Here is a 24,915-nt window from a genome sequence, read left to right as displayed (position 1 = left end):
CGACCGGGCCTTGTCCTGGTGGGTAGGGTCATGCATGGATGTATGCCCTATGGGGCAGACGGGTTGAACCCACAAAGAGGAGTAAGCAATGTCTACCTACGCCGCGCCCTTGCGCGACATGCTGTTCACGATGAAGGAAGTCGGAGGCCTGGATGCGATCTGTGCCCAGCCGGGCCATGAAGAAACCACGCCCGACCTGGTCGAGGCCATCCTGCAGGAGGCTGCCCACTACGCCACCGGCGTGCTTGATCCGCTGAACCGCACCGGCGACGTGCAGGGCGCGCGCTGGCACGACGGCCAGGTCACGCCAGCCGATGGCTTTCGCGAAGCCTGGGCCAGCTTCTGCGAGAACGGCTGGAACGGCATGCCCGCTGCCACCGAATGGGGCGGCCAGGGCCTGCCCACGCTGGTGTCCACAGCCGTGCTGGAGATGTGGAAGTCGTCCAACCTCGCGTTCAGCCTGTGCCAGATGCTCACGCTGGGCGCGGTGGAAGCCATTGCGCACCATGGCAGCGACGCACTCAAGCGCCGCTTCCTGGAGCCCATGGTCGCGGGCCGCTGGACCGGCACCATGAACCTCACCGAGCCCCAAGCAGGCTCCGACTTGGCCGCGCTGCGCAGTCGCGCCGTGCCCGAAGGCGACCATTACCGCGTCAGCGGAAACAAGATCTTCATCACCTGGGGCGAGCACGACATGGCCGAGAACATCGTCCACCTCGTGCTGGCGCGCCTGCCCGATGCACCGCCCGGCGTGAAAGGCATCTCGCTGTTCCTGTGCCCGAAGTACCTGGTCAACGACGACGGCTCCCTGGGCGAACGCAACGACCTGGCCTGCACCTCCATCGAGCACAAGATGGGCATCCACGGCAGCCCCACGGCGTCGATGAGCTTTGGCGACTGCGGGGGCGCGATCGGCTACCTGGTCGGCGAGCCGAACCAGGGGCTGGCCTGCATGTTCACGATGATGAACCATGCGCGGCTGAACGTCGGCCTTGAAGGCGTGGGCATCGCCGAGCGCGCCTACCAGCGCGCACGCGCCTACGCGCTGGAGCGGGTGCAGGGCAAGCCACTGCTCAGCGGCAGCACCACCATCGCCGGCCACCCGGACGTGCGGCGCATGCTGATGGACATGAAGGCCCGCACCGAGGCCATGCGCGCATTGGCCTATTTCTGCGCCGGCCAGATGGACCGCGCCGCAGGCCACGCCGACGCGCAAGAGCGCGAGCAGGCGCTGGCCCTGGTCGGCCTGCTGATCCCGGTGGTCAAGGGCTGGTGCACCGACAGCGCACAGGGCATCACGTCCGATGGTGTGCAGGTGCATGGCGGCATGGGTTACGTCGAGGAAACCGGCGCCTCACAGCACTTGCGCGACGCGCGCATCACGACCATCTACGAAGGCACGACGGGCATCCAGGCCAACGACCTGATTGGCCGCAAGCTGGCGCGCGAGGGCGGGCGCACGCTGAAGGCACTGCTGGGCCGCATCGACGGCGATGCGCGCCGGTTGGCCGAGATGCCCGATGCCGCGCTGGCGCAGATCGGCGGCGTGTTAGCGGCTTCGGCGCGTGCGCTGGGGGACGCGGCCGACTGGCTGCTGGCCCACGACGACCAACCCGCGCAGTGCGCGGCGGGCGCCGTGCCCTTCTTGCGGCTGGCGGGCACGGTGATCGGCGGCTGGCTGTCGGCGCGCATGGCCGAAGCCGCCACTGCGCAACTCGCGGCGAGATCTGGCGATGCGGGCTTTCTCGGCGCCAAGCGTGCCACGGCCAGCCACTACGCAGCGCATGTCCTAGTGCAGGCGCCGATGTTGCGCGACATCGTCACGGGCGGCGCCGCCAGCACGCTGGCCCTGGCGGATGATCAACTCTGAATGATCCTGAAAGGAAACCCTCCCATGAAAATCCTGGTTCCCGTCAAGCGGGTGGTTGACTACAACGTCAAGGTCCGCGTCCAGAGCGATGGCAGCGGCGTGGACATCGCCAATGTCAAAATGAGCATGAACCCCTTCGACGAGATTGCCGTCGAAGAGGCTGTGCGGCTCAAGGAGAAAGGCGCGGCAACGGAGATCGTCGCCGTCTCGTGCGGCGTGTCCCAATGCCAGGAGACGCTGCGCACCGCCATGGCCATCGGTGCCGACCGCGGCATCCTGGTCGAGACCAATGAAGAACTGCAGCCGCTGGCCGTGGCTAAGCTGCTCAAGGCCCTGATCGACAATGAACAGCCCGGCCTCGTGATCCTGGGCAAGCAGGCCATCGACGACGACTGCAACCAGACCGGCCAGATGCTGGCGGCGCTGGCCGACCTGCCGCAAGCCACCTTCGCCTCCAAGGTCGAGATCGCCGGCGACAAGGCAGCCGTGACCCGCGAAGTGGACGGCGGCCTGGAAACCCTCAGCCTTACGCTGCCCGCCGTCATCACCGCCGACCTGCGCCTGAACGAGCCGCGCTACGTCACGCTGCCCAACATCATGAAGGCCAAGAAAAAGCCGCTGGACACCGTCAAGCCCGAAGACCTCGGCGTGGACGTGGCCCCGCGCCTGAAGAACTTGAAGGTCAGCGAACCCGCCAAGCGCGGCGCCGGCGTGAAGGTGGCCGACGTGGCCGCCCTGGTCGAGAAACTCAAGAACGAAGCGAAGGTGATCTGACATGACCGTACTCGTAATCGCTGAACACGACAACGCGACCATCAAGGGCGCGACGCTCAACACCGTGACGGCCGCCGCAGCCTGCGGCGGCGACGTGCACGTGCTGGTGGCCGGCCACAACGCCGGCGCTGCCGCACAGCAAGCCAGCCAGATCGCCGGCGTTGCCAAGGTCATCCACGCCGACGGCGCCAGCCTGGCCCACGGCCTCGCCGAGAACGTGGCCGCCCAGGTGCTGGCACTCCATGGCAGTGGTGCCGGCAACTACAGCCACATCCTGTTCCCCGCCACCGCCAGCGGCAAGAACGTGGCCCCGCGCGTGGCTGCCAAGCTCGACGTCGCCCAGATCAGCGACATCACCAAGGTCATCTCCGCCGATACCTTCGAGCGCCCCATCTACGCCGGCAACGCCATCGCCACCGTGCAGTCTGCTGATGCCGTGAAGGTCATCACCGTGCGCACCACCGGCTTTGACGCCGCCGCCGCCACGGGTGGCAGCGCCGCTGTCGAAACCGCTGCTGCGGCCGCCGACGCTGGCAAGAGCAGCTACGTGGGCAGCGAGATCGCCAAGAGCGACCGCCCCGAACTCACCGCCGCCAAGATCATCGTGTCTGGTGGCCGTGCGCTGGGCAGCAAGGAAAAGTTCGACGAAGTCATCACCCCCCTGGCCGACAAGCTGGGCGCTGCCATCGGCGCCAGCCGTGCTGCCGTGGATGCGGGCTACGCCCCCAACGACCTGCAAGTGGGCCAGACGGGCAAGATCGTCGCGCCGCAGTTGTACATTGCCGCCGGCATCTCGGGCGCCATCCAGCACCTGGCCGGCATGAAGGACTCCAAGGTGATCGTGGCGATCAACAAGGACCCCGAGGCCCCGATCTTCAGCGTGGCCGACTACGGGCTGGAGGCGGACCTTTTCGCAGTTGTGCCGGAATTCGTCAAGGCCTTTTAAATTGGATGAGATACACCATGGAGCTTCGGCATTTACGTTGCTTTATAGCGGTGGCCGAAGAACTTCACTTCGGCCGCGCAGCGGAAAAGCTGCACATCGATCAGTCCCCTTTGTCGCGCACCATCAAGGAGATAGAGGAAGAGCTCGGGGCGCAACTGTTCACGCGAACCACGCGAAGCACCCGCCTGACCTTTGCCGGAATGGCATTCCTGGAGCGGGTGCCGCGAATCTTCGAAGCTCTGAAACAGGCGTGTGACGGCGTCAAGTCCGCCGCCAGTGGGTTTCAGCGACAGTTGCGCATCGCTTTGTCCGATGGCATCACGCCCTCGCGAATGCCGACGCTGCTGGCACAGTGCCGAGCGGAAGATCCAGAGATTGATGTTCGGCTATTTGAGGTGCCGTTGGATCAACAGATCAAGGGTCTGCACGATGACCTGTATGACGTCGGCTTTTCGATGGCCGAAGAGGTGGGCGACGGCATTGTGGTCAGGCCTGCATGGGAAGACGAACTGATGGTGGCGGTCCCAGCTCGCCATCCTGTTCTGGCCCACAAGCACGTGCCGTTGGAAGAAGTGTTGCGCTATCCGCTGGCGCTATGCGATCCGGCGATATGCGAAGGCCATGCACGCCAAGTTGATCGCGTTTTGCAGCGCTACGAGCAACAGCCACTGATCGCCCAGCGCGTGGCGTCCTATGAGGTGATGATGACCTTGGTCTCAGCCGGATTGGCGCTCGGTTTGGCGGGCGCCGCGCACATTGCATCCGGCCGTGGGCCAGGTGTTGTGGCCCGGCGCTTGGCGGGCAAGCCGCAGATGCTGGCCACGTATCTGCTGCACCGTGACGTGGAGCCCTCCGAAATGCTGGCCCGGTTCATCGAACGAGTGGCCTCCATTGATTCGGCGGATGGCTCCAGCGCCGCCGAGGACTCCTGATCCACCTGCTGAAAGGACCCAAGCCATGACCCGATTCCTGCCGCTGCTGATGGTTGCCGCACTGACGGGCTGTGGACCATCCCAACCGACGGAAACCGTGGACTTCCTCGTTGCCCATCCCGAGCGCCTCAAAGAAGTCCAGCGCCTGTGCAAGGAAGACCGCGCGAAGGCAGGAGAAGAACTCTGCCGCCGTGCGGCCGAAGCCGCCAACCGGCGTTTCTTCGGCGATCGGCCGGAACAGCAATCCAAATAGCGCCCCGCGCCGTCGCCTGGCCGCGACAGAGTTCTTGCTGTTACCTCATCACGCCGCAGCGCGCTCGCGCATGCGGCATTTTTATTGCCTTCGCCACAGCAAGAAGTCTGGCCATTTTGGCCTGAATCCCCGCTATAACGGTCTTTGACCGACCTGCACGCTCGCCTTGATCCTCGGCACTACGGCATGTCCCTGTGCCGTAGCGGGAGGTTGGCCAATGCAAGGAACGAACGTGCTGTTCGGTCAGATTGCCGTTGTCTTCGGCATCGTGATCGCTGGCGTATGGAGCGCCACGCAATGGACAGCAGCGGCGCTGGGCTACCAGCTACGCCTGGGTTCGCCCTGGTTCGATTTCCTCGGCACGCCGGTCTATCACCCCTGGCGCCTGTTCGAGTGGTGGTTCTTCTTCGACGCCTACGCGCCGCATGTATTCGACGTGGGCGGTGCCATTGCCGCAGGCAGCGGCCTGATCGCGGTGGTGGTTGCCGTCGGCATGTCGATCTGGCGCTCGCGCCAGTCCAAGCTGGTCACGACCTACGGCACGGCGCGCTGGGCCAATGCGGAGGACATCCACAAGGCGAGTCTTGACCGGTCTGCGGGCGTATTCCTTGGCCTGCATCGCCAGCAGTACCTGCGGCACGAAGGCCCGGAGCATGTTCTGACCTTCGCGCCTACCCGCTCGGGCAAGGGCGTGGGCCTAGTGGTGCCCACCTTGTTGAGCTGGCCCGCATCGGCCGTCATTCACGACATCAAGGGCGAGAACTGGAGCATCACCGCTGGCTGGCGCTCGCGCTTCTCGCACTGCCTGCTGTTCAACCCGACCGATGCGAAGTCGGCGGCCTACAACCCGCTGCTGGAGGTGAGGCGCGGCGCGCACGAAGTGCGCGACGTGCAGAACATCGCAGACATTCTGGTCGATCCCGAAGGAGCACTGGAGCGGCGCAACCATTGGGAGAAGACCTCGCATGCGCTGCTGGTTGGGGCCATCCTGCATGTGCTCTACGCAGGCGAAGACAAGACGCTGCGCGGTGTCGCCAACTTCCTCAGCGACCCGGCCTGTCCCTTCGAGCTTACCCTGCATCGGATGATGACCACGCCGCACATCGGCGATGGACCGCATCTGGTGGTGGCATCGGCAGCGCGTGAAGTCCTGAACAAATCGGACAACGAGCGTTCCGGCGTGTTGAGCACCGCCATGTCATTCCTCGGCCTGTACCGAGACCCCACGGTGGCCGAAGTCACCTCGCGCTGCGACTGGCGCATTGCCGACCTGATCGCGGCCGAGCATCCCGTGTCGCTGTATCTCGTGGTGCCGCCTTCGGACATCAGCCGCACCAAACCGCTGATCCGCCTGATCCTCAACCAAATCGGGCGGCGGCTGACGGAATCACTCGATGGCAGCGATGGCATCCAGCGCCGTCACAAGCTGTTGCTGATGCTCGATGAATTCCCGGCGCTTGGGCGCCTGGACTTCTTCGAGACGGCGCTGGCCTTCATGGCGGGCTACGGCATCCGCAGCTTCCTGATCGCGCAGTCGCTCAATCAGATCGACAAAGCCTACGGCCAGAACCATTCCATCCTCGACAACTGCCATGTGCGCGTGACGTTCGCCACCAACGACGAGCGCACGGCCAAGCGGATTTCCGAAACCCTTGGCACCGCTACCGAGCTGCGCGCGCAGCGCAACTACGCGGGACATCGACTCGCACCGTGGCTGGGGCACCTAATGGTGTCGAGACAAGAAACCGCCCGCCCGCTGCTCACGCCGGGCGAGGTGATGCAGCTGCCGCCCGATGAGGCGGTGGTGATGGTTTCCAGCGTCGCGCCGATCAAGGCCAAGAAGCTGCGCTACTACTCTGACGCGAACTTCCAGCGGCGCGTGCTGCCGCCTCCTGTACTCGTTGCGGGGCGCTACGCCGACGTGCCTCCCTTACGGCCCGACGACTGGAGCGGGCTGACGGTTCCTCCCGTTCCGGTGGCGCCTGCAACCGAAGCCGTTGAAGGCTTCCCCTCTGCCGCTGACGACGGCGGCCCGCGTCGCCAACCCGAACTCTCCGAAGCCGCCGCCTACGACCCCGACCTGGCTGCGCCTGCAGCCGACCTCGGGCTGCTCGATGACGATGACATGCAGCTTCCCCTTCCTCGCCAGCTCGACCCGGCCCTGCAGCGCACGGCCCGGCTGGCTTCCCTTGACCCTGACGACGGAATCGACCTATGACCCAACACCGCCTCAATGTGTTCATCCAGCCGGAGCACAGCAAGCGGCTCGATGAACTGGCCGCCAAGAAGGGCGTGTCCAAGTCCAGCATCGTCGCGGCGGCCCTGGCCTCCTGGCTGTCGCCCGATGCGGCCGACCAGCGCGAGGCGGCGATTGCCAAGCGACTGGATCGCCTGTCGCGCCACGCCGAGCGTCTGGAGCGCGACCAGAACATTGCCATCGAAACATTGGCGCTGTTCATCCGCTATTTCCTCACTGTGAGCACGCCCGTGCCCGAGGCCCATCAGGACGCCGCTCGCGCCCAGGGCAAGGCCCGCTTCGAGCAGTTCGTCGAACAGCTCGGACGGCATTTGCTGCGCGGGCGCAGCCTGGTGCGGGATGTGGTGGAGGAACTGCACCCCGATCCGACGCGATCGGAGGGCGCGGCGGCCGCTGCAGATGCCCAGGAGCGTGCCTTATGAGCGCCGTTCTTTCCTCCTTCACGGCCACCTCGCTGGATCGCCGCATTCAGATGCTACGCACGGCCATGGGGCCGCTGATCGCCGCCGCGCTCGAAGACCCGGACGTGGTGGAAATCATGCTCAACCCCGACCGCACGCTCTGGGTGGATCGTCTGTCCACGGGCCGCGCCCCGATGGGCGAGGAGCTGTCCGAGGCTGATGGCGAACGCATCATCCGTCTCGTGGCCGCCCACGTCGGCGCCGAGGTGCATCGCGGCCAGCCGCTTTTGACGGCAGAGCTGCCCGAGACCGGCGAACGCTTCGAGGGCATCCTGCCGCCCGCTGCACCGGGGCCAGCCTTCGCCTTGCGCAAGCGTGCCTTTGGTGTGATCCCGCTGTCGCGCTACATCGAGGACGGGATGATGACCGCCGCACAGGCTGGTTTGCTGGTGCGCGCCGTGCGCGAGCGCCAGAACATCCTGATCGCGGGCGGCACCAGCACCGGCAAGACCACCTTGGCGAATGCGCTGCTGGCCGAAATCGCCGCCACGGGCGACCGCGTGCTGGTGCTCGAAGACACGGTGGAGCTGCAATGCGCGGCGCGCGATCACGTACCGCTGCGCACGCGCCAGGGCGTCGTGTCCATGACCGAGCTGGTGCGTTCGTCCATGCGCCTGCGCCCGGATCGTGTGGTCGTCGGCGAGGTGCGCGGCGCCGAGGCACTGGATCTCATCAAGGTCTGGGGCACCGGCCACCCCGGCGGCATCGCCACGATCCACGCCGGCTCCGCGCTGGGCGCGCTGCTGCGCCTGGAGCAACTGATTCTCGAAGTGGCGGTGAACCCGCCCCGTGCGCTGATCGCGGAAGCGGTCAACGTGGTCATCCACATTGCCGGGCGCGGACGCAAGCGCCGCATCGAGAGCATCGCTCGGGTCGTCGGCTTCGACGGCTCGGGCTACCAACTGGCGGATGCGCTGGAGGCTCCATTCCCGGAGCTGCTGCCGCAGTCCGACCTTTCTTCCGTGTCCCCTGATCAACCTGGAGAACTGCCATGACGCAGATGATCGTTCCTGCTTTCCGTATTTCTGTAAACCCGCTTGCCCTGCGCTGCCACCCCGCGCGGCTGGATGGCTTGGCGCGCCCGGCCCTGCAGGGTCTGATGCTCGCGGCGCTGATGCTGCTGCTCGCAGGCACCGCGCAGGCCGCAGGTTCCTCGATGCCCTGGGAGGGGCCGCTGCAATCCATCCTGGAGTCGATCCAGGGTCCGGTGGCCCGGATCATCGCGGTCATCATCATCATCGCCACGGGCCTGGCGCTGGCCTTCGGCGATACCTCGGGCGGGTTCCGCAAGCTGATCCAGATCGTCTTCGGTCTGTCGATCGCGTTTGCCGCGTCCTCGTTCTTCCTGTCGTTCTTCAGCTTCTCGGGCGGGGCCGTCGTATGAACGCGGCCCACGATGGCGTGCAGGGGTTCGCTCCAGGTTTCGAGGTGCCCCTGCATCGCTCGCTGACCGAGCCGATCCTGCTGGGCGGCGCGCCGCGCACAGTGGCGATTGCCAATGGCACCTTGGCCGCCGCCGTGGGCTTGGGCCTGCAACTGTGGATTCCGGGCGTGGTGCTCTGGATCGCCGGCCATGCGCTGGCGGTCTGGGGTGCGCGTGTCGATCCGCAGTTCATGCAGGTCTTCGCGCGCCACATCAAGCACCGGCCGCTGCTGGACGTGTGAGGGGAATGCCATGCTGAACCTTGCCGAATACCGCCAGCGGCCGGCGCTGCTGGCCGACTGGCTGCCTTGGGCCGGGCTGATCGCGCCGGGCGTCGTGCTGAACAAGGATGGCGCCTTCCAGCGCACGGCGCGCTTTCGGGGGCCTGACCTCGACAGCGCGACGCAGGGCGAGTTGATCTCCACGTCGGCGCGGCTGAACAACGCGCTGCGCCGCCTGAGCTCGGGCTGGGCGCTGTTCATCGAAGCCGAGCGCCGGCCCGCGGCCAGCTACCCGCACTCGGAGTTTCCTGAGCCGCTGTCCTGGCTGGTGGACGAGGAGCGCCGCGCCGCCTTCGAGGACTCGGGCAACCATTTCGAGAGTGGCTACCACCTCACGCTGGTGTACCTGCCGGCCGAGGAGTCGCGCGCCCGCGCAGCAGGGCTGCTCTATGAGAACCGACCCACCGAAGGCGTGGATTGGCGCGAGCGCCTAACTGCCTTCGTCGCGGAGACGGATCGCATCTTTGACCTGCTCGATGGCGTGATGCCGGAGATCGTCTGGCTCGATGACAGCCAGACGCTGACCTACCTGCATGCCACCGTTTCAACGCGGCGTTACCGCGTGGGCGTGCCCGAGGTGCCATTCCACCTCGACGCTCTGCTAGCCGACGCGCCGCTGATCGGCGGCCTGGCACCGATGCTGGGCGACCAGCATCTGCGCGTGGCGACGGTGCGCGGTTTCCCGACCTCGACCTGGCCGGGGATTCTGGACGACCTCAACCGCCTGGGATTTGGGTATCGCTGGAGCACGCGCTTTCTGTGCCTCGACAAATCCGAGGCGGAACGGGAGTTGGGGCGCTTGCGCCGCCAGTGGTTCGCCAAGCGCAAGAACGTCATCGCGCTGCTGCGCGAGACGATCTTCCAGCAAGAAAGCCCGCTGGTCGATACCGACGCCAGCAACAAGGCCACCGATGCCGATGCCGCCTTGCAGGAGCTGGGCAGCGATCAAGTGGCCTTCGGCTACGTGACAGCGACCGTCACCGTCATGGACGCGGATGCCGCCGTGGCCGACGAGAAGCTGCGCAGGGTGGAGCGCGTCATCCAGGGGCGTGGCTTCGTCACCATCCCCGAAACGCTCAACGCCGTGGATGCGTGGCTGTCGTCCATTCCGGGTCATGCCTACGCGAACGTGCGCCAGCCCATTGTCTCCACGTTGAACCTGGCGCACCTGATGCCGGTGTCGGCGGTATGGGCCGGGCCGGAGAAGAACGCGCACCTCGACGGCCCGCCGCTGATCGTCACGCGCACTGAGGGCGCGACGCCGTTCCGGCTGGTGACGCACATCGGCGACGTGGGCCACACGCTGGTGGCTGGTCCTACGGGCATGGGCAAGTCGGTGCTGCTCGCCACATTGGCGATGCAGTTTCGGCGCTATCGCGGCTCGCGCATCTTTGCCTTCGACATGGGACGCTCGATGCGCGCCACCATCCTCGGGCTGGGTGGCGAGCACTACGACCTCGGGATGGATGGCGAGATCGCGTTTCAGCCTCTCGCCCGCATCGACCGCGAGGGCTACCGCACCTGGGCCGCCGAATGGATCGAAGGGCGCTTGCGGCATGAGGGTGTAGCCGTCGGCCCCGAAGAGAAGGCCGCCATCTGGTCGGCGCTCGGCAGTCTCGCCGGTGCGCCGGTGGAGCAGCGCACGATGACCGGCCTGTCGGTGCTGCTGCAATCGAATGCGCTGCGCCAGGCGCTCGCGCCGTACGTGCTGGGCGGCGCCCACGGCAAGCTGCTGGATGCGGATTCGGATCGCCTGGGCGCCGGCTCCGTGCAGTGCTTCGAGATGGAGGAACTGATGCACAGCAAGGCCGCCGTCATGGCCGTGCTGCATTACCTCTTTGCGCGCTTCGATGAACGCTTCGACGGTGCGCCCACGCTGCTGATCCTCGATGAAGCGTGGCTGTTCCTCGATGACCCGGTGTTTGCGGCGCGCATCCGCCAATGGCTCAAGACGCTGCGCAAGAAGAACGTGAGCGTCATCTTCGCCACGCAGAGCCTGGCGGACATCAAGGATTCGAGCATCGCGCCCGCAATCATCGAGAGCTGCGCGAGCCGCATCTTCCTGCCCAACCCACAGGCGACCGAGCCGCAGATCAGGGTTATCTACGAAGGCTTCGGGCTGAACTCGCGCCAGATCGAGATCGTGGCGACCGCGCAGCCCAAGCGCGACTACTACTACCAATCCCGACTCGGCAACCGCCTGTTCGACCTCGACCTGGGCGCCGCGACGCTGGCCTTTGCGGGCACGTCCACGCCGCAAGACCAGCGCGACATCGACGCGGTGCTCGCTGCCGCTTCATCCGCTTCCACCCCGTTCGTAGCCGCGTGGCTGCGCCATCGCGGCCTGAATTGGGCCGCCGACCTGCTGTCCTCGTTCCCGTCCACCCATCTCCAGGAGAACCCATCATGAAAAAGCGTCTTCTCGCCGCCGCCGTCGCGGCCATGCTTTGCACCGCTACCGCCGTGCAGGCGCAATGGGTCGTGATCGACCCCACGAACCTCGTGCAGAACACGCTGACCGCGATCCGCACGCTGGAGCAGATCAACAACCAGATCAAGCAGCTCCAGAACGAAGCGCAGATGCTCATCAACCAGGCGCGCAACCTGGCCAGTCTGCCATCCAGCGTGGTCGGCCAGCTGCGCGCCAATCTGGCGACCACCCAGCGGCTGATCGCGCAGGCCAAGGGCTTGGCCTATGACGTGACGAATCTGGATCGGGAATTCCAGCGCCTGTACCCCGAGCAATACGCCGCCACCGTGAGCGGCAACCAGATGTACCGCGACGCGCAGGAACGCTGGAAGAACACGCTCGATGGCCTGCAGACCACCATGCAGATGCAGGCTCAGGCATCGCAGAACCTGAGCGACGACGAAGGCGTGCTGGCCGACCTCGTGGGCAAGAGCCAATCGGCGGTGGGCGCTTTGCAGGCGATGCAGGCCACGAACCAGTTGCTGGCCCTGCAGGCCAAGCAGTCGATCCAAACGCAGCGGCTGCAGATCACGCAGGATCGCGCGGGCTCGCTGGAACTGGCGCGGCAGGCCGCCGCCGTGGAGCGGGGCCGCGAGGTGAACCGGCGCTTCCTGGGTGAGGGCACGCCGTACACGCCGCGGTCCGTCGATTTCTACAGTCGTTGACGGAGCCAGGCCATGAACGACGTTTCGGTCATTGACCGCTTCCTCGACATCTTCTCGCGCTACATCGACTCGGGCTTCGGACTGTTGCATGGCGAGGTGGCGTTCCTGACCGCAACGTTGATCGTCATCGACATGACGCTCGCCGGGCTGTTCTGGGCGATGGGGCATGCCACCGGCCAGGGCGAGGACGTGATCGCCAAGCTGATCCGCAAGGTGCTGTACGTGGGTGCCTTCGCCTACATCATCGGCAATTTCAACACCCTGGCGGGCATCCTGTTCCGCTCATTCGCCGGGCTGGGCCTGACGGCCAGCGGCTCGACCTTGAGCATGGGCAACTTCCTGCAGCCGGGACGGTTGGCCAAGGCCGGTATCGACGCAGCGGCGCCCATCCTCGACCAGATCCGGGAGATGGCGGGCTTCCCGGAGGTCTTCATCCACATCGCGCCCATCGTCGTGCTATTTCTCGCTTGGCTGGTGGTCATCGTCAGCTTCTTCGTGCTGGCGGTGCAACTCTTCGTCACGTTGATCGAGTTCAAGCTGACCACGCTGGCGGGCTTCGTGCTGGTGCCGTTTGCCCTCTGGAACAAGACAGCGTTTATGGCCGAGAAGGTGCTGGGCAACGTGGTGTCCTCGGGCATCAAGGTGCTGGTGCTCGCCGTCGTCGTGGGTATCGGCTCAGGGCTGTTCGCCGAATTCAGGATACCGCCCGGTTCCGAGCCGTCCATCGACCAGGCGCTGGTCATCATGCTGGCCTCATTGTCCATGCTGGCCCTGGGCATCTTTGGGCCGGGCATTGCGACAGGCTTGGTGTCCGGTGGGCCACAGCTCGGCGCGGGCGCGATGGCCGGTGCTGCCATCGGCGCAGCCGGAACCGCCGTGGCGGTCGGTGCCGCGGCTACCGGCGTCGGAAGCGCAGTGGCGGCCGGGGCACGCATGGCACCCGCCGCCGCCCGCTCGATGGCATCGACCGCCAGCAGCGCCAAGTCGACGTACCAGGCGGGCTCCACTTCGGCCGGTGGCGGCCTGAAGGGTGCCGCCGCCGGCGTGGGCAATGTTGCCAAGACCGGCGCGCAGGCGGCCGGGCAGAAAGTCGCCGATGGGGCGCGGTCGATGAAGGAACGCATGGCGGCGGCCTTTCGGCCCGATGACGCGCCGGCCTCCGGCGCCGCGCACGCCGACCCTGACGCTAGCGGATCGGCTCCGTCTGCCGAACAACCCGCCTGGGCCAAGCGCCTGCACCGCAGGCAGCAACTCACCCATGCCGCGACGACCGCCGCCCACACGCTGCGCGGCGGCGACGGCGGCAGCTCCAGCCAGGGGCCAAGCCTGCGTGATTCCGATTCCTGATCTTGAAGGAGAACTCCCATGCGATTCAAAAGACCGCAGGTGCGCTATGCCAACACACCGCAGCCTGCTACCCCGTACCAATCCGCCGCCCAGGCCTGGGACGAGCGCATCGGCTCGGCCCGCGTACAGGCGAAGAACTGGCGGTTCATGGCCTTCGGCTGCCTCACTTTGGCCGTACTGATGGCCGGTGGCCTGGTCTGGCGTTCCGCGCAGTCCATCGTCACCCCCTACGTCATCGAGGTGGACAACTCGGGTCAGGTGCGCGCTGTCGGCGAAGCGGCCACGCCGTACCGGCCCAGCGATGCGCAGATTGCTTACCACCTCGGCCGCTTCATCGGTCTGGTGCGCTCGCTGTCCATCGACCCCATCGTGGTGCGGCAGAACTGGCTCGATGCCTATGACTACACGACCGACAAAGGCGCCGTGGTGCTCAACGAGTACGCCCGCGTGAACGATCCGTTCGCGCGTATCGGCAAGGAGTCGGTGACGGTGCAGATCAGCAGCGTGACCCGCGCCAGCGACACGTCGTTCAACGTGCGCTGGACGGAGACGCGCTTCGTCAACGGCGCGCTGGATCGCACCGAACGCTGGAACGCCGTGGTGTCCATCGTGCAGCAGACGCCGCGCACCGAGCAGCGCGTGCGCAAAAACCCCCTGGGCATCTACGCCAACGGGCTGTCGTGGAGCCGCGAACTGGAAGCGAACGAAGGAGCAAAACCATGAATGATCTTTTCCGTAAATCCGCCTTGCCGATCATGCTGCTTGCCCTCACGGGCTGCGCTACGCAGGGCAAGCCGCCGCCGTCCATCTCGCTCGATGAGCCGGTGCAGGCCCAGCCGCTGCCGGAGCCGCCTACGCCTGTGGAGGTAGTGGCTGTGCCGCAGGTGCTGCCGATGCCAGCGCAGATGAAACCTGTGCCGGATGCCAAGTCCGTCGCAGAACCCGCCGATGAAACCGTGCGCGTGTCTCGCGCCAACGCCGAGGCGCGTATTGCGCCCACGCGCGAGGGCTACGTCAACGCGATTCAAGTGTGGCCCTTCACAGATGGCGCGCTGTATCAGGTCTATGCGGCCGTGGGCCGCGTGACGGTGATCGCGCTCCAGCCTGGTGAGGAGCTGGTGACGGTGGCTGCTGGCGACACGGTTCGCTGGATCGTCGGGGACACGTCGAGCGGCAGCGGCGATGCGCTGCGCGTCAATGTGATGGTCAAACCGATCCGCTCGGGGTTGAAGACCAACCTAGTCATCACCACCAGCCGGCGCACCTACCTGCTGGAGCTGACTTCGACCGAGAAGACGTGGATGGCGTCGTTGTCCTGGGAGTACCCGAAGGACAAGATGCTGGCCCTGCAGCGCCAGGCGCAAGCGGCCAGCGCCGTCGCGCCGGTCGATAGCGGCCTGTCGCTGGAGAAGATCCGCTTCCGCTACGCGGTCAGCGGCAGCAATCCGCCGTGGAAGCCGCTGCGCGCCTTCGATGACGGCGGGAAGGTCTACATCCAGTTCCCGCCGGGCATCGCGCAGGGCGAGCTGCCGCCGCTGTTCGTCATCGGCGCGCAGGGCGACGGGCAGTTGGTGAACTACCGTTTTCGGTCGCCGTATTACATCGTGGATCGCCTGTTCGGTGCGGCCGAACTGCGCCTGGGCGGAGACAAGGGCGATGTGGTGCGGATCGAGCGCACCGATGGCGTTTCCGGTGGCACGCGGAGGAACTGACCATGAGCCAGGACGACACTCGCGATCTTGGCACGCCACAGGCGGGCAAGGTCGCGCCCGAGGCGGTGGCGCTGCGCGCCCAGCCGCGCCCGGTCACACGCCTGAATCGGCGCACCTTGGCCATGCTCACGGGCGGCCTGTCGGTCGCCGTGCTAGGGGCCACGATCTGGTCATTGCAGCCACATCGGCGCGGCGCAGGCGAGCAGACCGAGCTTTACAACGTGGATCGCGTCTCGAAGTCCGAGGGGCTGGATGGCCTGCCTTCGGATTACTCCAAGCTGCGGAAGGTGCCGGAGCTGGGGCCGCCGCTGCCGGGCGATCTCGGCCCTGCCATCGTGAAGGCGCAGCAGCCGGTGACACCCACGTATGCGCCACCGGGCCACGACCCGGAGGACGCTCGGCGCAAGGAAGCCGAAGCGGCAGCGGCTTCCTCGGTGTTCTTCCATTCTGGTACGCCCGGCAAGACCGCAGCGCCAGCGACTGCGCAAGCGGCTGGCCCGGCATCGACCTTGGCGGGCTTCGACCCGCTGGCCGCTGGGCCGGCCTCGACGGCTGCCCAGCCTGCCGACCCGACCGCCGTGCAGAACCGGCAAGACCAGAAAGAGGCTTTCCTGAAAGGCGGTTCTACGGAAACCCGCAATTCTGGCAATCTGCAAATGCCAGCCTCGCCGTACCAGATGATGGCCGGGACGGTGATCGCCGGGGCGCTGGTGACAGGCATCAAGTCGGACCTGCCGGGCGACGTGATTGGCACGGTGACGGAGCCGGTCTACGACTCGGCCACGGGCAAGTTTCTGTTGATCCCTCAGGGCTCGCGCCTCATGGGCAAGTACAACAGCCAGATGAGCTATGGGCAGAGCCGCGTGCAGGTGGTGTGGAACCGCATTATCTTGCCGGATACGTCTTCGCTGAAGCTCGACAACCTCGCGGGCGCCGACCCGGCCGGCTACTCCGGCCTGGAGGATGGCGTCGATTGGCACTGGGATCGCGTCTTTGCCGGTGCGGCGCTGACGACACTGCTGGGCGTGGGCGCGGAGCTGGCCGCGCCGGAGAACCGGCAGAACGGCAACCGCATCGTGATTGCCGGGCGCGACAGCGCGCAGGACAGCATCAATCAGGTCGGCCAGGAGATGACCCGGCGCAACATGAACATTCAGCCGACCTTGACGGAGCGGCCGGGCCTGCCGGTGCGGATCATCGTCAACCGCGATCTGGTGTTGCGACCGTACCAGCCGATGTTCTTCCAGCGGGGGGCGATGCGATGAGCACGACGAAGAAATTGCGGCTGGGGCCGCTGCCCAAGCTGGAGTCCACGAAGCTAACCTTTGCGTGCTCGGTCAGCCTGAAAGCCGACCTTGACCGCTATGCCGCGCTGTACGCGCAGGCGTATGGGGAGGCGGTCGATGCCACGATGCTGATCCCGTACATGCTGGAAACCTTCATGGCGGGGGATCGAGGATTCAAGCGCACGCAGACCAAGAACGAAAAAGCCGCCTCTGCTTGACAGAGGCGGCTCTTGAATTGGTGCCCGAGGCCGGAATCGAACCGGCACGCCTTGCGGCGGGGGATTTTCTTCCCACTTCGGCTTTCGCCGCCGCCGTCTCCGAAGAAACGGCGTTCGTGGGCTGGAGCACGCCTTCACCATAGCCTTTCGGCCGTAGGTGCCCGCCGTCTGCTCTCTACACCTTCCGAGGAGCCTTTCGGCTCCAGGGCTTGGCTCGGTATTAGCTCGGACTTGCGTCCAGGGCCTTCGCCGAGTTTGACGGGCTTCACCTCTGGGGTTTCCCCCGGAGGGCTCAAATTTGGTCTGAGTCCCCTGCGTCTACCAATTTCACCACTCGGGCATGACGCACGATGCTACTTCAACTATCTACTCCTCACTGGGAGCCAGCTTGCATCGTCCTGGCTCCTAGCTGACTCCTGGCTCGAAATGCAGGCATCTCGATCAAGAGGCGATTTATCACTCAATCCCTTGTCCCATGCGGCTTGGCAGGCAGTGACCTCAAGCAAGAACTACGTAGAAGTCCCTATTTTTGAGTCCCCTGCGTCTACCAATTTCACCACTCGGGCAGCGTCGGCAAGGGGATTGCCGAGGCAGGCACCGCTGGGCCCGGACGGGCGCGGCAAGCGATGCGAAGCCGTAGATTATAAGCAGACTTTTCCCCGGTGTCCCGCCCGGCCGGCACTTTTCTGCCTTCCGCCCAGGAACCCCCCGTCCACCCCTTGAAAACCCCCACCCCCGTCCCCACGTCTTTGCCTGCGTCGCCCAGGGCTCGTACCCGTCGGCGACCTTGCATCGCAACACGTTCCCAACCCTCCACCGACTTTTTCCGGACCGCCATGAGCCAATCCGCCGCCTCTTCCGCATCCGAAACCCTGGGTTTCCAGGCCGAAGTGAAGCAGTTGCTGCACTTGATGATCCATTCGCTGTACAGCAACAAGGAAATCTTCCTGCGCGAGCTGGTCTCCAACGCCTCCGACGCCTGCGACAAGCTGCGCTTCGAGGCCATCGACCATCCCGAGCTGTTCGAAGGCGACAGCGAGCTGGCCATCCGCGTCGACTACGACAAGGATGCCCGCACCATCACCATCTCCGACAACGGCATCGGCCTGTCGCGCGATGAAGCCATCGCCAACCTCGGCACCATCGCCCGTTCGGGCACGCGCGAGTTCTTCAGCCAGCTCACCGGCGACAAGAAGAAGGACGCGCAACTGATCGGCCAGTTCGGCGTGGGCTTCTACTCGTCGTTCATCGTGGCGGACAAGGTCACGGTGGTCAGCCGCCGCGCGGGCAGCACCAGCGCCATCCGCTGGGAGTCCGACGGGCAGGGCGAGTTCACCATCGCCGAGGCCGAGCGCGCCAGCCGCGGCACCGACGTCACGCTGCACCTGCGCGAGGACGAGAACGAGTTGCTCAACGGCTGGAAGCTGCGCGAGATCCTGCGCCGCTACTCCGACCACATTTCCTTGCCCATCCGCATGGCCAAGGAAGAATGGAACGAAGAGAAGGGCGAGCAGGCCAAGACCGAGGAACTCGAGTCCGTCAACAAGGCCAATGCCCTGTGGACGCGCAGCAAGGGCGAGATCGAGGACGAGCAGTACCGCGAGTTCTACAAGACCGTCTCGCACGACTTCGACGACCCGCTGGCCTGGACGCACAACCGCGTCGAAGGCCGCAGCGAATACACCCAACTGCTGTACGTGCCCAAGCACGCGCCGTTCGACCTGTGGGACCGCGACGCGCGCCGTGGCGTGAAGCTGTACGTCAAGCGCGTCTTCATCATGGACGACGCCGAACAGTTGCTGCCCTCGTACCTGCGCTTCGTGCGCGGGGTGATCGATTCGGCCGACCTGCCGCTGAACGTCTCGCGCGAGATCCTGCAGGAAAGCCGCGACGTGCGCGCCATCCGCGAAGGGTCGGCCAAGCGCGTCCTGTCGCTGCTGGAAGACATCGCCGAGAACAAGCCGGAAGACTATGCCGCGTTCTGGGCCGAGTTCGGCCAGGTGCTGAAGGAAGGCGCGGGCGAAGACATCGCCAACCAGGAACGCATCGCCAAGCTGATGCGCTTCTCGTCCACGCACACCGGCGAGGCCACGCAGACCGTGTCGTTCGCCGACTACGTGTCGCGCATGAAGGAAGGCCAGGACAAGATCTACTACGTCACGGCCGACGCCTTCTCGGCGGCCGCCAGCAGCCCGCACCTGGAAATCTTCCGCAAGAAGGGCATCGAAGTGCTGCTGATGGCCGACCGCGTGGACGAATGGATGCTGTCCTATCTGCGCGAATTCGACGGCAAGTCGCTGGTATCCGTGGCCAAGGGGGGCCTGGACCTGGCCGAGCTGGCCGACGAGGAAGAAAAGAAGCGCCAGTCCGAAGTGGCCGAAGACTTCAAGCCGCTGGTCGAGCGCCTGCAGTCGACCCTGGCCGACCAGGTCAAGGAAGTGCGCGTCACGCTGCGCCTGGTGGATTCGCCGGCGTGCGTGGTGGTCGGCCAGAACGAGCTCAGCCCGCACCTGCTGCGCATGCTGAAGGCGGCTGGCCAGGAAGCCCCCGACGTCAAGCCCGTGCTGGAGATCAACCCCGAGCACGCGCTGGTGGCCCGCATCCGCAATGCGTCGGATGACGAGTTCGGCGACTGGGCTCGCCTGCTGCTGGATCAGGCCATGCTGGCCGAGGGCGCGCAGATCGCCGACCCGGCCGCCTTCGTCAAGCGCATGAACGCGCTGCTGCTCAAGGCGTAAGCCATCCTGCCGTTGTCGTGACCATCGCGGGCGCCCCAGGGCGCCCGCGATACCATCCGCCATGCCATACTGCTGGGCGTACTCCACCGGAGGATCGTCCATGGTTTTTCCCAGCCTTGCGCGCCGCTGGGCCGCGGCAATACTGGCCGCGCTGGCTTGCCTGTTCGCCGCCGCCCCGGCCGCCGCGCTGCAGGTCCTGCACACCGAACTGTCCGAATACGCGCCCGTGGTGGTCTACGAGACCGACGACGGCCAACGTTGCATCTCGTTCGGCCAGGCCGACGCAGACGCCCGCCAGACCTGCATCTACACCGATGGCTCGGCGCGCATGCCTTTCGCCTACACGCGCATGATGATGGCGACGCTGCTGGCGCAGCCGGATCCTTCCCGCATCCTGATCATCGGCCTGGGCGGCGGCACGCTGCCCAAGGCCTTGTCCGAGGTGTTGCCCAAGGCCCGGATCGACGTGGTGGAGATCGATCCCGCCGTCGACCGCGTGGCGCAGGGGTGGTTCGGCTTTCACCCCTCCGACCGGCTGAAGGTGTACCACCAGGATGGCCGCGCCTACGTCGAGGGCGCCGTGCGCGAAGGCAGGCAGTACGACCTGATCCTGATCGATGCCTTCGACGCCGACTACATTCCCCGGCACATGACCACGCTGGAGTTCCTGCGGCAGGTGCGCGCGCTGCTGTCGCCGGATGGCGTGGCGGCGGCCAACACGTTCTCCAACAGCGAGTTCTACGACCGCGAATCGGCCACGTATGCCAGTGCGTTCCCCTCGCTCTTCAACCTGAAGGCCAACAATCGCGTGATCATCGCCGTCAATGGCCCCCTGCCCGATGACGCGGCGTTGAAGCGCAATGCCGAGCGTTGGGCCAAGCCCCTGGCGCCGTATGGCGTCGATGTGACGCACGAACGCGAGCGCTTCGACCGCGGTCTCCGCTTTCCGGATGGCACGCGCCTGCTGCGCGACGGCGGCTAGCACGTTGTTGCCCTGTGCGGCGCCATTGCTGGCAAGCCTTGCCGGACAGGCGTACGCTGCTCACACCCCCATCCCCCCTCTGATTGCCGCAACAGGAGCACCGCCATGAATTGGTCTACCGAGGAATCCGCGCGCCAATATGTGAAGTTCGAGCGCGAGCGCACCCGTCCCGTCCGCGACCTGGTGGCGGCGATTCCCGAGCGGGAAGTCCGTATCGCGATCGACCTGGGGTGTGGGCCGGGCAATTCCACCGAGGTGCTGGCGGAGCGCTTCAAGGACGCGCGCGTCGGCGGCGTGGACAGCGCGCCCGACATGATCGAGTCCGCCCGCAAGCGGATGCCGTCGCACACTTTCACGGTGGCCGATATCGCGCAATGGGACGATCCGGGTCCGTATGACGTGATCCTGGCCAATGCCTCGCTGCAATGGGTGCCCGACCACGAGACGCTGTATCCGAGCCTGATCAACAGGCTGTCGCTGGGCGGCTGCCTGGCGGTGCAGACCCCGGACAACTGGGATGAGCCCGCGCACCGCCTGATCCGGCAGGTGGCCGATGAAGGGCCGTGGGCATCGAAGGTGTCGAACGCCAACCGCAAGCCGCGTGCGCCGGCCGATTGGTACTACGCCCTGCTCAAGCCGCATTGCGCCGAGCTGGACGTGTGGCGCACCTTCTACTACCACCCGCTGGAGAACGCCGCGGCGGTGGTGGAGTGGTTCAAGGGCAGCGCGCTGCGCCCGTACCTGGCGAAGCTGGACGAGGACGAGAAGGCCGGGTTCCTGGCACGCTACGAGGCCGAGATCACGAAGGCCTATCCGGCCTTGCCGGACGGGACCGTACTGTTGCCGTTCCCGCGCCTGTTCATCGTCGCGACGCGATAGCCGTCCGCGGGTCCGGATACGTCGGGGCGCGGATGCGGTTGGACGGATCGGGCCGGGGCTTGCCCGTCTCGGGCGCGTGCCTTCAACCGCCGGGTGGCAATGCCCGCCGGGCCAAGCCCGCTTCGCGTCCGAAACGCGACCACCGGAACGCCGGGCCCGGGTCTGTCTTGCGTCCTGGCGCGATGTGTTCGTGCCCGCGCACGCAGGCAATGGGATGGCGCGCGCGCAGTACCCGCGTCAGCTTCGCCAGCGTGGCGTACTGCGCGTCGGTGTAGGGCACGGTGTCCGCCCCTTCCAGTTCGATGCCCACCGAGAAATCGTTGCAGCGCTCGCGGCTGCCGAACCGGGACACGCCGGCATGCCAGGCGCGCGCGTCGGTGGAGGCAAACTGGATGACCGAGCCGTCGCGGCGGATGAAGAAGTGGGCGGACACGCGCAGGCCGCGCAGGCGTTCCAGCCAGGGGTGGGCGCCGTAGTCCAGCCGATTCAGGAAAAGGTCCGCCACGCAGGGGCCTTCGAAGCGGCCGGGGGGCAGGCTGATGTTGTGCAGCACCAGCAACGAGACTTGCGTGCCGGCGGGGCGGCGATCGACGTTCGGAGACGGCAACAGCGTAACGGAGGGTCCGGCAATCAGCCAGCCGTGCCGATCAAGATGCAAATGCATAGGCGACTCGGTAGTGATCCAGCAGTCATTATGCCGGGGGCGCGCCGGGATGCAAAAAGCCCTGCAAAAAGGCACTTTGCGGCCTTTCCGGAGTTAGGGCTTGCCCGTATTGCAGACGGGGATCAGTTCTTCCGCGGCCCCAGGCGGGCATGCTCCTGGCTGCACCACGTGCGGCCGTCGCTCAGCAGGGCTTCCGAACGGGGCAGGTGGATGCCGCAGTGGGCGCAGCGCACCATCGATTCGGCGGGCACGACGGCACGGCCACCGCCGCGCGGCGCGGCGGCAGGCGGGTTCTTCGCGCGCTGTTCGTCGCGCATGCGCGCCGCCGCGCGCGCATTGATGATGCGCCAGACGGTCAGCGCCGCCAGCACGATGAGGACCCACAAGAGCAGCTTGCCCACTTCAACCTCGATGCAAAATCACTTCCAGCACGAACCGGCTGCCGGTATAGGCCAGGATCAACAGGGCAAAGCCCGTCAGCGTCCAGCGCAACGCCACGCGGCCGCGCCAGCCATGGATGTGGCGGCCCAGCAGCAAGACGCCGAAGGTCAGCCACGACAACAGGGTGAACACCGTCTTGTGGTCGAAGGGCAGCACACGGCCGGTCAGCGACAGCGAGGCCAGCGAACCCAGGCAGACCGCCAGCGTCAGCACGGTGAAACCGATCCAGATCACCCGGAACAGCAGTTGCTCCTGCACCAGCAGGGGCGGCTGCACGTCGAGGATGCGGCCGACGATGCCGCGCTGGCCGGGCGCCTCCTGGGGGCGGTGCAGATGGCGGTCGAGCAGGGCCATCAGCGTGGCCTGCAGGGCGGCGATGGTGATCAGGCCGTAGGCGGCCAGCGCCACCAGCAGGTGGGCGCGCAGCCAGGCGCTGCCGGCATGCTGGACGAAGACGCCCTGGGGAAACAGGGCCGCGAGGGCCGAGACCAGCATGCCCGCCGGCACCAGCAGCAGTTGCAGGCCGTCCAGGCGCACGAACAGGCTTTCGAGCCAGAACACGACCAGGCCCAGCCAGACCGCCGCCGACAGGGCCAGCGCCCAGCCGACGAACAGTTGTCCGTCGCCCAGCATGGCCTCGTAGAGGCCGATGCCGTGCAGCACCAGGGCGCCCAGCAGCCACAGGCGGGCCGTGCGGCCTGCCTGTTCGACACTGCCCGCACCCTGCCGTAGCCGGCCCGCCAGCACGGCGCCCAGTACCGCGTAGGACAGGGCGGCCCCGGCGTGAAATACAATGCCTGGTGACATAGAAACCATTTTGGATGGAAGCCGGGGGCGGTGACGCCCCCAGATGCTTCGGTTCAGCCGGCTAGTTTAAGCGAAACGCCTCTCACTCATGCTCGATAACCTAACCCAACGACTGTCGCGCGTGGTCAAGACGCTGCGCGGCGAAGCGCGCCTGACCGAAGCCAACACCCAGGAGATGCTGCGCGAAGTGCGCATGGCGCTGCTGGAGGCGGACGTGGCGCTGCCCGTCGTGCGCGAATTCGTCGCGCGCGTGAAGGAAAAAGCCCTGGGCGAGGAAGTGGCATCCAGCCTCAGCCCAGGCCAGGCCCTGGTGGGCGTGGTCCACAAGGAACTGACCAGCCTGATGGGCGGCGACCTGGGCGCAGGCTCGGGCGAGCTGTCCCTGTCGGTGCAGCCGCCGGCCATCATCCTCATGGCCGGCCTGCAGGGCGCCGGTAAAACCACCACCACCGGCAAGCTGGCCCGCTGGCTGGCCGAGGGCCAGCACAGCCAGAACGGCCGCAAGACGGGCCGCAAGAAGGTCCTGGTGGTCAGCGCCGACGTCTACCGTCCCGCCGCCATCGAGCAGTTGAAAACCGTCGCGGGCCAGGCCGGCGTCGATTTCCTGCCTTCGGACGCCAGCCAGAAGCCCGAGGACATCGCCCGCAACGCCGTCGAGCACGCGCGCCGCCACCACTACGACGTGCTGATCGTCGACACGGCCGGCCGCCTGGGCATCGACGAAGCCATGATGCGCGAGATTCGCGCGCTGCACGACCTGGTCAAGCCGGTCGAAACCCTGTTCGTGGTCGACGCCATGCAGGGCCAGGATGCGGTCAATACGGCCCGCGCCTTCGCCGAGGCGCTGCCATTGACCGGCGTGGTGCTGACCAAGCTGGACGGCGATGCCCGCGGCGGCGCGGCGCTGTCGGTGCGCCACGTCACCGGCAAGCCGCTGAAGTTCGTCGGCGTCTCCGAAAAGCTCGACGGCCTGGAACCCTTCTACCCCGAGCGCATGGCGCAGCGCGTGCTGGGCATGGGCGACATCGTGTCGCTGGTCGAGCAGGCCCAGAAGAACATCGACATCGCCGAGGCCGAGAAGCTGGCGGCGAAGATCAAGTCGGGCAACAAGTTCGACCTGAACGACTTCCGCGAGCAGATCGGCCAGGTGAAGAAGCTGGGCGACATGAATTCGCTGCTGGAGAAGCTGCCCGCGCAGTTCCAGCAGGCGGCCGGCCAGTTGCAGGGCGGCCAGGCCGAGAAGCAGATGCGCCGCACCGAGGGCATCCTGAATTCCATGACGCCGCACGAGCGTTCCAAGCCGGAGCTCATCAAGGCCTCGCGCAAGCGCCGCATCGCGGCCGGCGCCGGCGTGCCGGTGCAGGAGGTCAACCGCCTGCTGTCCCAGTTCGAGCAGATGCAGGGCATGATGAAGCAGATGAAGAAAGGCGGCATGGCCAAGATGATGCGCGCCATGGGCGGCATGAAAGGCCTGGGACGGTTCGGCCGCTGACGCGGCGGCCCGCCGGG

The 24,915-nt window shown here is 66.4% G+C and carries 24 protein-coding genes; 21 read left to right on the top strand and 3 right to left on the bottom strand.

Translation table 11 applies throughout. The annotated features are described in order from the left end of the window. Positions 1-88 precede the first annotated feature (88 nt). The 20 genes from A6745_RS14380 to tam all read left to right on the top strand — a co-directional run bounded on the left by A6745_RS14380 (position 89) and on the right by tam (position 21,494). Entirely contained in the window at positions 89-1,870 is a 1,782-nt protein-coding gene (locus A6745_RS14380) for an acyl-CoA dehydrogenase (RefSeq protein WP_016452523.1), read from the top strand. A gap of 24 nt (positions 1,871-1,894) precedes the next feature. After that, complete coding sequence (locus tag A6745_RS14375; protein WP_026382504.1) at positions 1,895-2,644, top strand: electron transfer flavoprotein subunit beta/FixA family protein; 750 nt, start codon at positions 1,895-1,897, stop codon at positions 2,642-2,644. A gap of 1 nt (position 2,645) precedes the next feature. After that, the gene (locus A6745_RS14370) at positions 2,646-3,590 is read left to right on the top strand and encodes an electron transfer flavoprotein subunit alpha/FixB family protein (protein WP_026382503.1); all 945 of its coding nucleotides are present in this window, start codon (positions 2,646-2,648) and stop codon (positions 3,588-3,590) included. A 17-nt stretch (positions 3,591-3,607) separates the two neighbouring features. Then, positions 3,608-4,522, top strand: a complete 915-nt coding sequence (locus A6745_RS14365) for a LysR family transcriptional regulator (RefSeq protein ID WP_016452520.1) — start codon at positions 3,608-3,610, stop codon at positions 4,520-4,522. 25 nt (positions 4,523-4,547) lie between these two features. After that, positions 4,548-4,775 carry an EexN family lipoprotein gene (locus A6745_RS14360; RefSeq protein ID WP_016452519.1) on the top strand — a complete coding sequence of 76 codons (228 nt, stop codon included), beginning with the start codon at positions 4,548-4,550 and terminating at the stop codon, positions 4,773-4,775. A gap of 217 nt (positions 4,776-4,992) precedes the next feature. Further along, positions 4,993-6,993, top strand: a complete 2,001-nt coding sequence (locus tag A6745_RS14355; RefSeq protein ID WP_016452518.1) for a conjugal transfer protein TraG — start codon at positions 4,993-4,995, stop codon at positions 6,991-6,993. Continuing rightward, complete coding sequence (locus tag A6745_RS14350) at positions 6,990-7,454, top strand: hypothetical protein (protein WP_016452517.1); 465 nt, start codon at positions 6,990-6,992, stop codon at positions 7,452-7,454. Before A6745_RS14355 ends, A6745_RS14350 begins: the two co-directional genes overlap by 4 nt. Continuing rightward, positions 7,451-8,488, top strand: coding sequence for a P-type conjugative transfer ATPase TrbB (gene trbB / locus A6745_RS14345; RefSeq protein ID WP_016452516.1), 1,038 nt, complete (start codon positions 7,451-7,453; stop codon positions 8,486-8,488). The genes A6745_RS14350 and trbB overlap by 4 nt, the downstream gene beginning before the upstream one ends. Next, on the top strand, positions 8,485-8,877 hold the full coding sequence (locus A6745_RS14340) for a TrbC/VirB2 family protein (RefSeq protein WP_016452515.1): 393 nt from the start codon (positions 8,485-8,487) through the stop codon (positions 8,875-8,877). The genes trbB and A6745_RS14340 overlap by 4 nt, the downstream gene beginning before the upstream one ends. After that, positions 8,874-9,158: a VirB3 family type IV secretion system protein gene (locus A6745_RS14335; RefSeq protein ID WP_016452514.1), complete on the top strand. Its 285-nt coding sequence runs from the start codon at positions 8,874-8,876 to the stop codon at positions 9,156-9,158. The genes A6745_RS14340 and A6745_RS14335 overlap by 4 nt, the downstream gene beginning before the upstream one ends. Positions 9,159-9,168: 10 nt before the next feature. Next, positions 9,169-11,607, top strand: a complete 2,439-nt coding sequence (gene trbE, locus A6745_RS14330; protein WP_016452513.1) for a conjugal transfer protein TrbE — start codon at positions 9,169-9,171, stop codon at positions 11,605-11,607. Continuing rightward, complete coding sequence (gene trbJ / locus A6745_RS14325) at positions 11,604-12,332, top strand: P-type conjugative transfer protein TrbJ (RefSeq protein ID WP_016452512.1); 729 nt, start codon at positions 11,604-11,606, stop codon at positions 12,330-12,332. Before trbE ends, trbJ begins: the two co-directional genes overlap by 4 nt. A gap of 12 nt (positions 12,333-12,344) precedes the next feature. Beyond that, positions 12,345-13,679: a P-type conjugative transfer protein TrbL gene (gene trbL / locus A6745_RS14320; RefSeq protein WP_016452511.1), complete on the top strand. Its 1,335-nt coding sequence runs from the start codon at positions 12,345-12,347 to the stop codon at positions 13,677-13,679. 18 nt (positions 13,680-13,697) lie between these two features. Then, the gene (trbF, locus tag A6745_RS14315) at positions 13,698-14,402 is read left to right on the top strand and encodes a conjugal transfer protein TrbF (protein ID WP_016452510.1); all 705 of its coding nucleotides are present in this window, start codon (positions 13,698-13,700) and stop codon (positions 14,400-14,402) included. Further along, positions 14,399-15,391 carry a P-type conjugative transfer protein TrbG gene (gene trbG / locus A6745_RS14310; protein WP_016452509.1) on the top strand — a complete coding sequence of 331 codons (993 nt, stop codon included), beginning with the start codon at positions 14,399-14,401 and terminating at the stop codon, positions 15,389-15,391. The genes trbF and trbG overlap by 4 nt, the downstream gene beginning before the upstream one ends. A gap of 2 nt (positions 15,392-15,393) precedes the next feature. Next, positions 15,394-16,656, top strand: coding sequence for a TrbI/VirB10 family protein (locus tag A6745_RS14305; RefSeq protein WP_016452508.1), 1,263 nt, complete (start codon positions 15,394-15,396; stop codon positions 16,654-16,656). Beyond that, positions 16,653-16,895 (top strand): DUF2274 domain-containing protein, encoded by a 243-nt coding sequence (locus tag A6745_RS14300; RefSeq protein ID WP_016452507.1) that lies wholly within the window; start codon positions 16,653-16,655, stop codon positions 16,893-16,895. Before A6745_RS14305 ends, A6745_RS14300 begins: the two co-directional genes overlap by 4 nt. A gap of 836 nt (positions 16,896-17,731) precedes the next feature. Next, a complete protein-coding gene (gene htpG, locus A6745_RS14295) occupies positions 17,732-19,633 on the top strand; it encodes a molecular chaperone HtpG (RefSeq protein WP_066128134.1) in 1,902 nt (633 codons plus the stop codon). A 100-nt stretch (positions 19,634-19,733) separates the two neighbouring features. After that, positions 19,734-20,615, top strand: coding sequence for a spermidine synthase (locus A6745_RS14290; protein ID WP_066128131.1), 882 nt, complete (start codon positions 19,734-19,736; stop codon positions 20,613-20,615). 105 nt (positions 20,616-20,720) lie between these two features. After that, a complete protein-coding gene (gene tam, locus A6745_RS14285) occupies positions 20,721-21,494 on the top strand; it encodes a trans-aconitate 2-methyltransferase (protein ID WP_066128129.1) in 774 nt (257 codons plus the stop codon). Positions 21,495-21,576: 82 nt separating this feature from the next. Here the strand turns inward: tam and ampD are convergent, their stop codons facing one another. From ampD to A6745_RS14270, 3 genes are all read right to left on the bottom strand, one after another. Beyond that, on the bottom strand, positions 21,577-22,158 hold the full coding sequence (gene ampD, locus A6745_RS14280; RefSeq protein ID WP_066128127.1) for a 1,6-anhydro-N-acetylmuramyl-L-alanine amidase AmpD: 582 nt from the start codon (positions 22,156-22,158) through the stop codon (positions 21,577-21,579). Positions 22,159-22,280: 122 nt separating this feature from the next. Continuing rightward, positions 22,281-22,559 (bottom strand): PP0621 family protein, encoded by a 279-nt coding sequence (locus A6745_RS28695; RefSeq protein ID WP_066128125.1) that lies wholly within the window; start codon positions 22,557-22,559, stop codon positions 22,281-22,283. A 1-nt stretch (position 22,560) separates the two neighbouring features. Then, positions 22,561-23,406: a cytochrome C assembly family protein gene (locus tag A6745_RS14270; protein WP_066128123.1), complete on the bottom strand. Its 846-nt coding sequence runs from the start codon at positions 23,404-23,406 to the stop codon at positions 22,561-22,563. A gap of 88 nt (positions 23,407-23,494) precedes the next feature. Here A6745_RS14270 and ffh point away from each other — a divergent pair, with 88 nt between their 5' ends. Beyond that, a complete protein-coding gene (gene ffh / locus A6745_RS14265; RefSeq protein ID WP_066128122.1) occupies positions 23,495-24,898 on the top strand; it encodes a signal recognition particle protein in 1,404 nt (467 codons plus the stop codon). The last annotated feature ends 17 nt before the right edge of the window (positions 24,899-24,915 follow it).

Origin of the sequence: Bordetella ansorpii, assembly GCF_900078705.1 — a bacterium.
Lineage (GTDB): Bacteria > Pseudomonadota > Gammaproteobacteria > Burkholderiales > Burkholderiaceae_B > Bordetella > Bordetella ansorpii_A.
This window is presented reverse-complemented; position numbering and strand designations above follow the sequence as displayed.

Bases quoted from the DNA above. Each gene is read 5' to 3' on its own strand.
- trbB (WP_016452516.1), top strand. From the start codon at position 7,451: ATGAGCGCCGTTCTTTCCTCCTTCACGGCCACCTCGCTGGATCGCCGC.
- A6745_RS14365 (WP_016452520.1), top strand. From the start codon at position 3,608: ATGGAGCTTCGGCATTTACGTTGCTTTATAGCGGTGGCCGAAGAACTT.
- trbF (WP_016452510.1), top strand. From the start codon at position 13,698: ATGCGATTCAAAAGACCGCAGGTGCGCTATGCCAACACACCGCAGCCT.
- A6745_RS14300 (WP_016452507.1), top strand. From the start codon at position 16,653: ATGAGCACGACGAAGAAATTGCGGCTGGGGCCGCTGCCCAAGCTGGAG.
- ffh (WP_066128122.1), top strand. From the start codon at position 23,495: ATGCTCGATAACCTAACCCAACGACTGTCGCGCGTGGTCAAGACGCTG.
- A6745_RS14340 (WP_016452515.1), top strand. From the start codon at position 8,485: ATGACGCAGATGATCGTTCCTGCTTTCCGTATTTCTGTAAACCCGCTT.
- tam (WP_066128129.1), top strand. From the start codon at position 20,721: ATGAATTGGTCTACCGAGGAATCCGCGCGCCAATATGTGAAGTTCGAG.
- trbJ (WP_016452512.1), top strand. From the start codon at position 11,604: ATGAAAAAGCGTCTTCTCGCCGCCGCCGTCGCGGCCATGCTTTGCACC.
- A6745_RS14270 (WP_066128123.1), bottom strand. From the start codon at position 23,406: ATGTCACCAGGCATTGTATTTCACGCCGGGGCCGCCCTGTCCTACGCG.
- A6745_RS14305 (WP_016452508.1), top strand. From the start codon at position 15,394: ATGAGCCAGGACGACACTCGCGATCTTGGCACGCCACAGGCGGGCAAG.
- A6745_RS14290 (WP_066128131.1), top strand. From the start codon at position 19,734: ATGGTTTTTCCCAGCCTTGCGCGCCGCTGGGCCGCGGCAATACTGGCC.
- trbG (WP_016452509.1), top strand. From the start codon at position 14,399: ATGAATGATCTTTTCCGTAAATCCGCCTTGCCGATCATGCTGCTTGCC.
- trbL (WP_016452511.1), top strand. From the start codon at position 12,345: ATGAACGACGTTTCGGTCATTGACCGCTTCCTCGACATCTTCTCGCGC.
- A6745_RS14380 (WP_016452523.1), top strand. From the start codon at position 89: ATGTCTACCTACGCCGCGCCCTTGCGCGACATGCTGTTCACGATGAAG.
- A6745_RS14360 (WP_016452519.1), top strand. From the start codon at position 4,548: ATGACCCGATTCCTGCCGCTGCTGATGGTTGCCGCACTGACGGGCTGT.
- A6745_RS14370 (WP_026382503.1), top strand. From the start codon at position 2,646: ATGACCGTACTCGTAATCGCTGAACACGACAACGCGACCATCAAGGGC.
- A6745_RS14335 (WP_016452514.1), top strand. From the start codon at position 8,874: ATGAACGCGGCCCACGATGGCGTGCAGGGGTTCGCTCCAGGTTTCGAG.
- trbE (WP_016452513.1), top strand. From the start codon at position 9,169: ATGCTGAACCTTGCCGAATACCGCCAGCGGCCGGCGCTGCTGGCCGAC.
- ampD (WP_066128127.1), bottom strand. From the start codon at position 22,158: ATGCATTTGCATCTTGATCGGCACGGCTGGCTGATTGCCGGACCCTCC.
- htpG (WP_066128134.1), top strand. From the start codon at position 17,732: ATGAGCCAATCCGCCGCCTCTTCCGCATCCGAAACCCTGGGTTTCCAG.
- A6745_RS14355 (WP_016452518.1), top strand. From the start codon at position 4,993: ATGCAAGGAACGAACGTGCTGTTCGGTCAGATTGCCGTTGTCTTCGGC.
- A6745_RS14375 (WP_026382504.1), top strand. From the start codon at position 1,895: ATGAAAATCCTGGTTCCCGTCAAGCGGGTGGTTGACTACAACGTCAAG.
- A6745_RS14350 (WP_016452517.1), top strand. From the start codon at position 6,990: ATGACCCAACACCGCCTCAATGTGTTCATCCAGCCGGAGCACAGCAAG.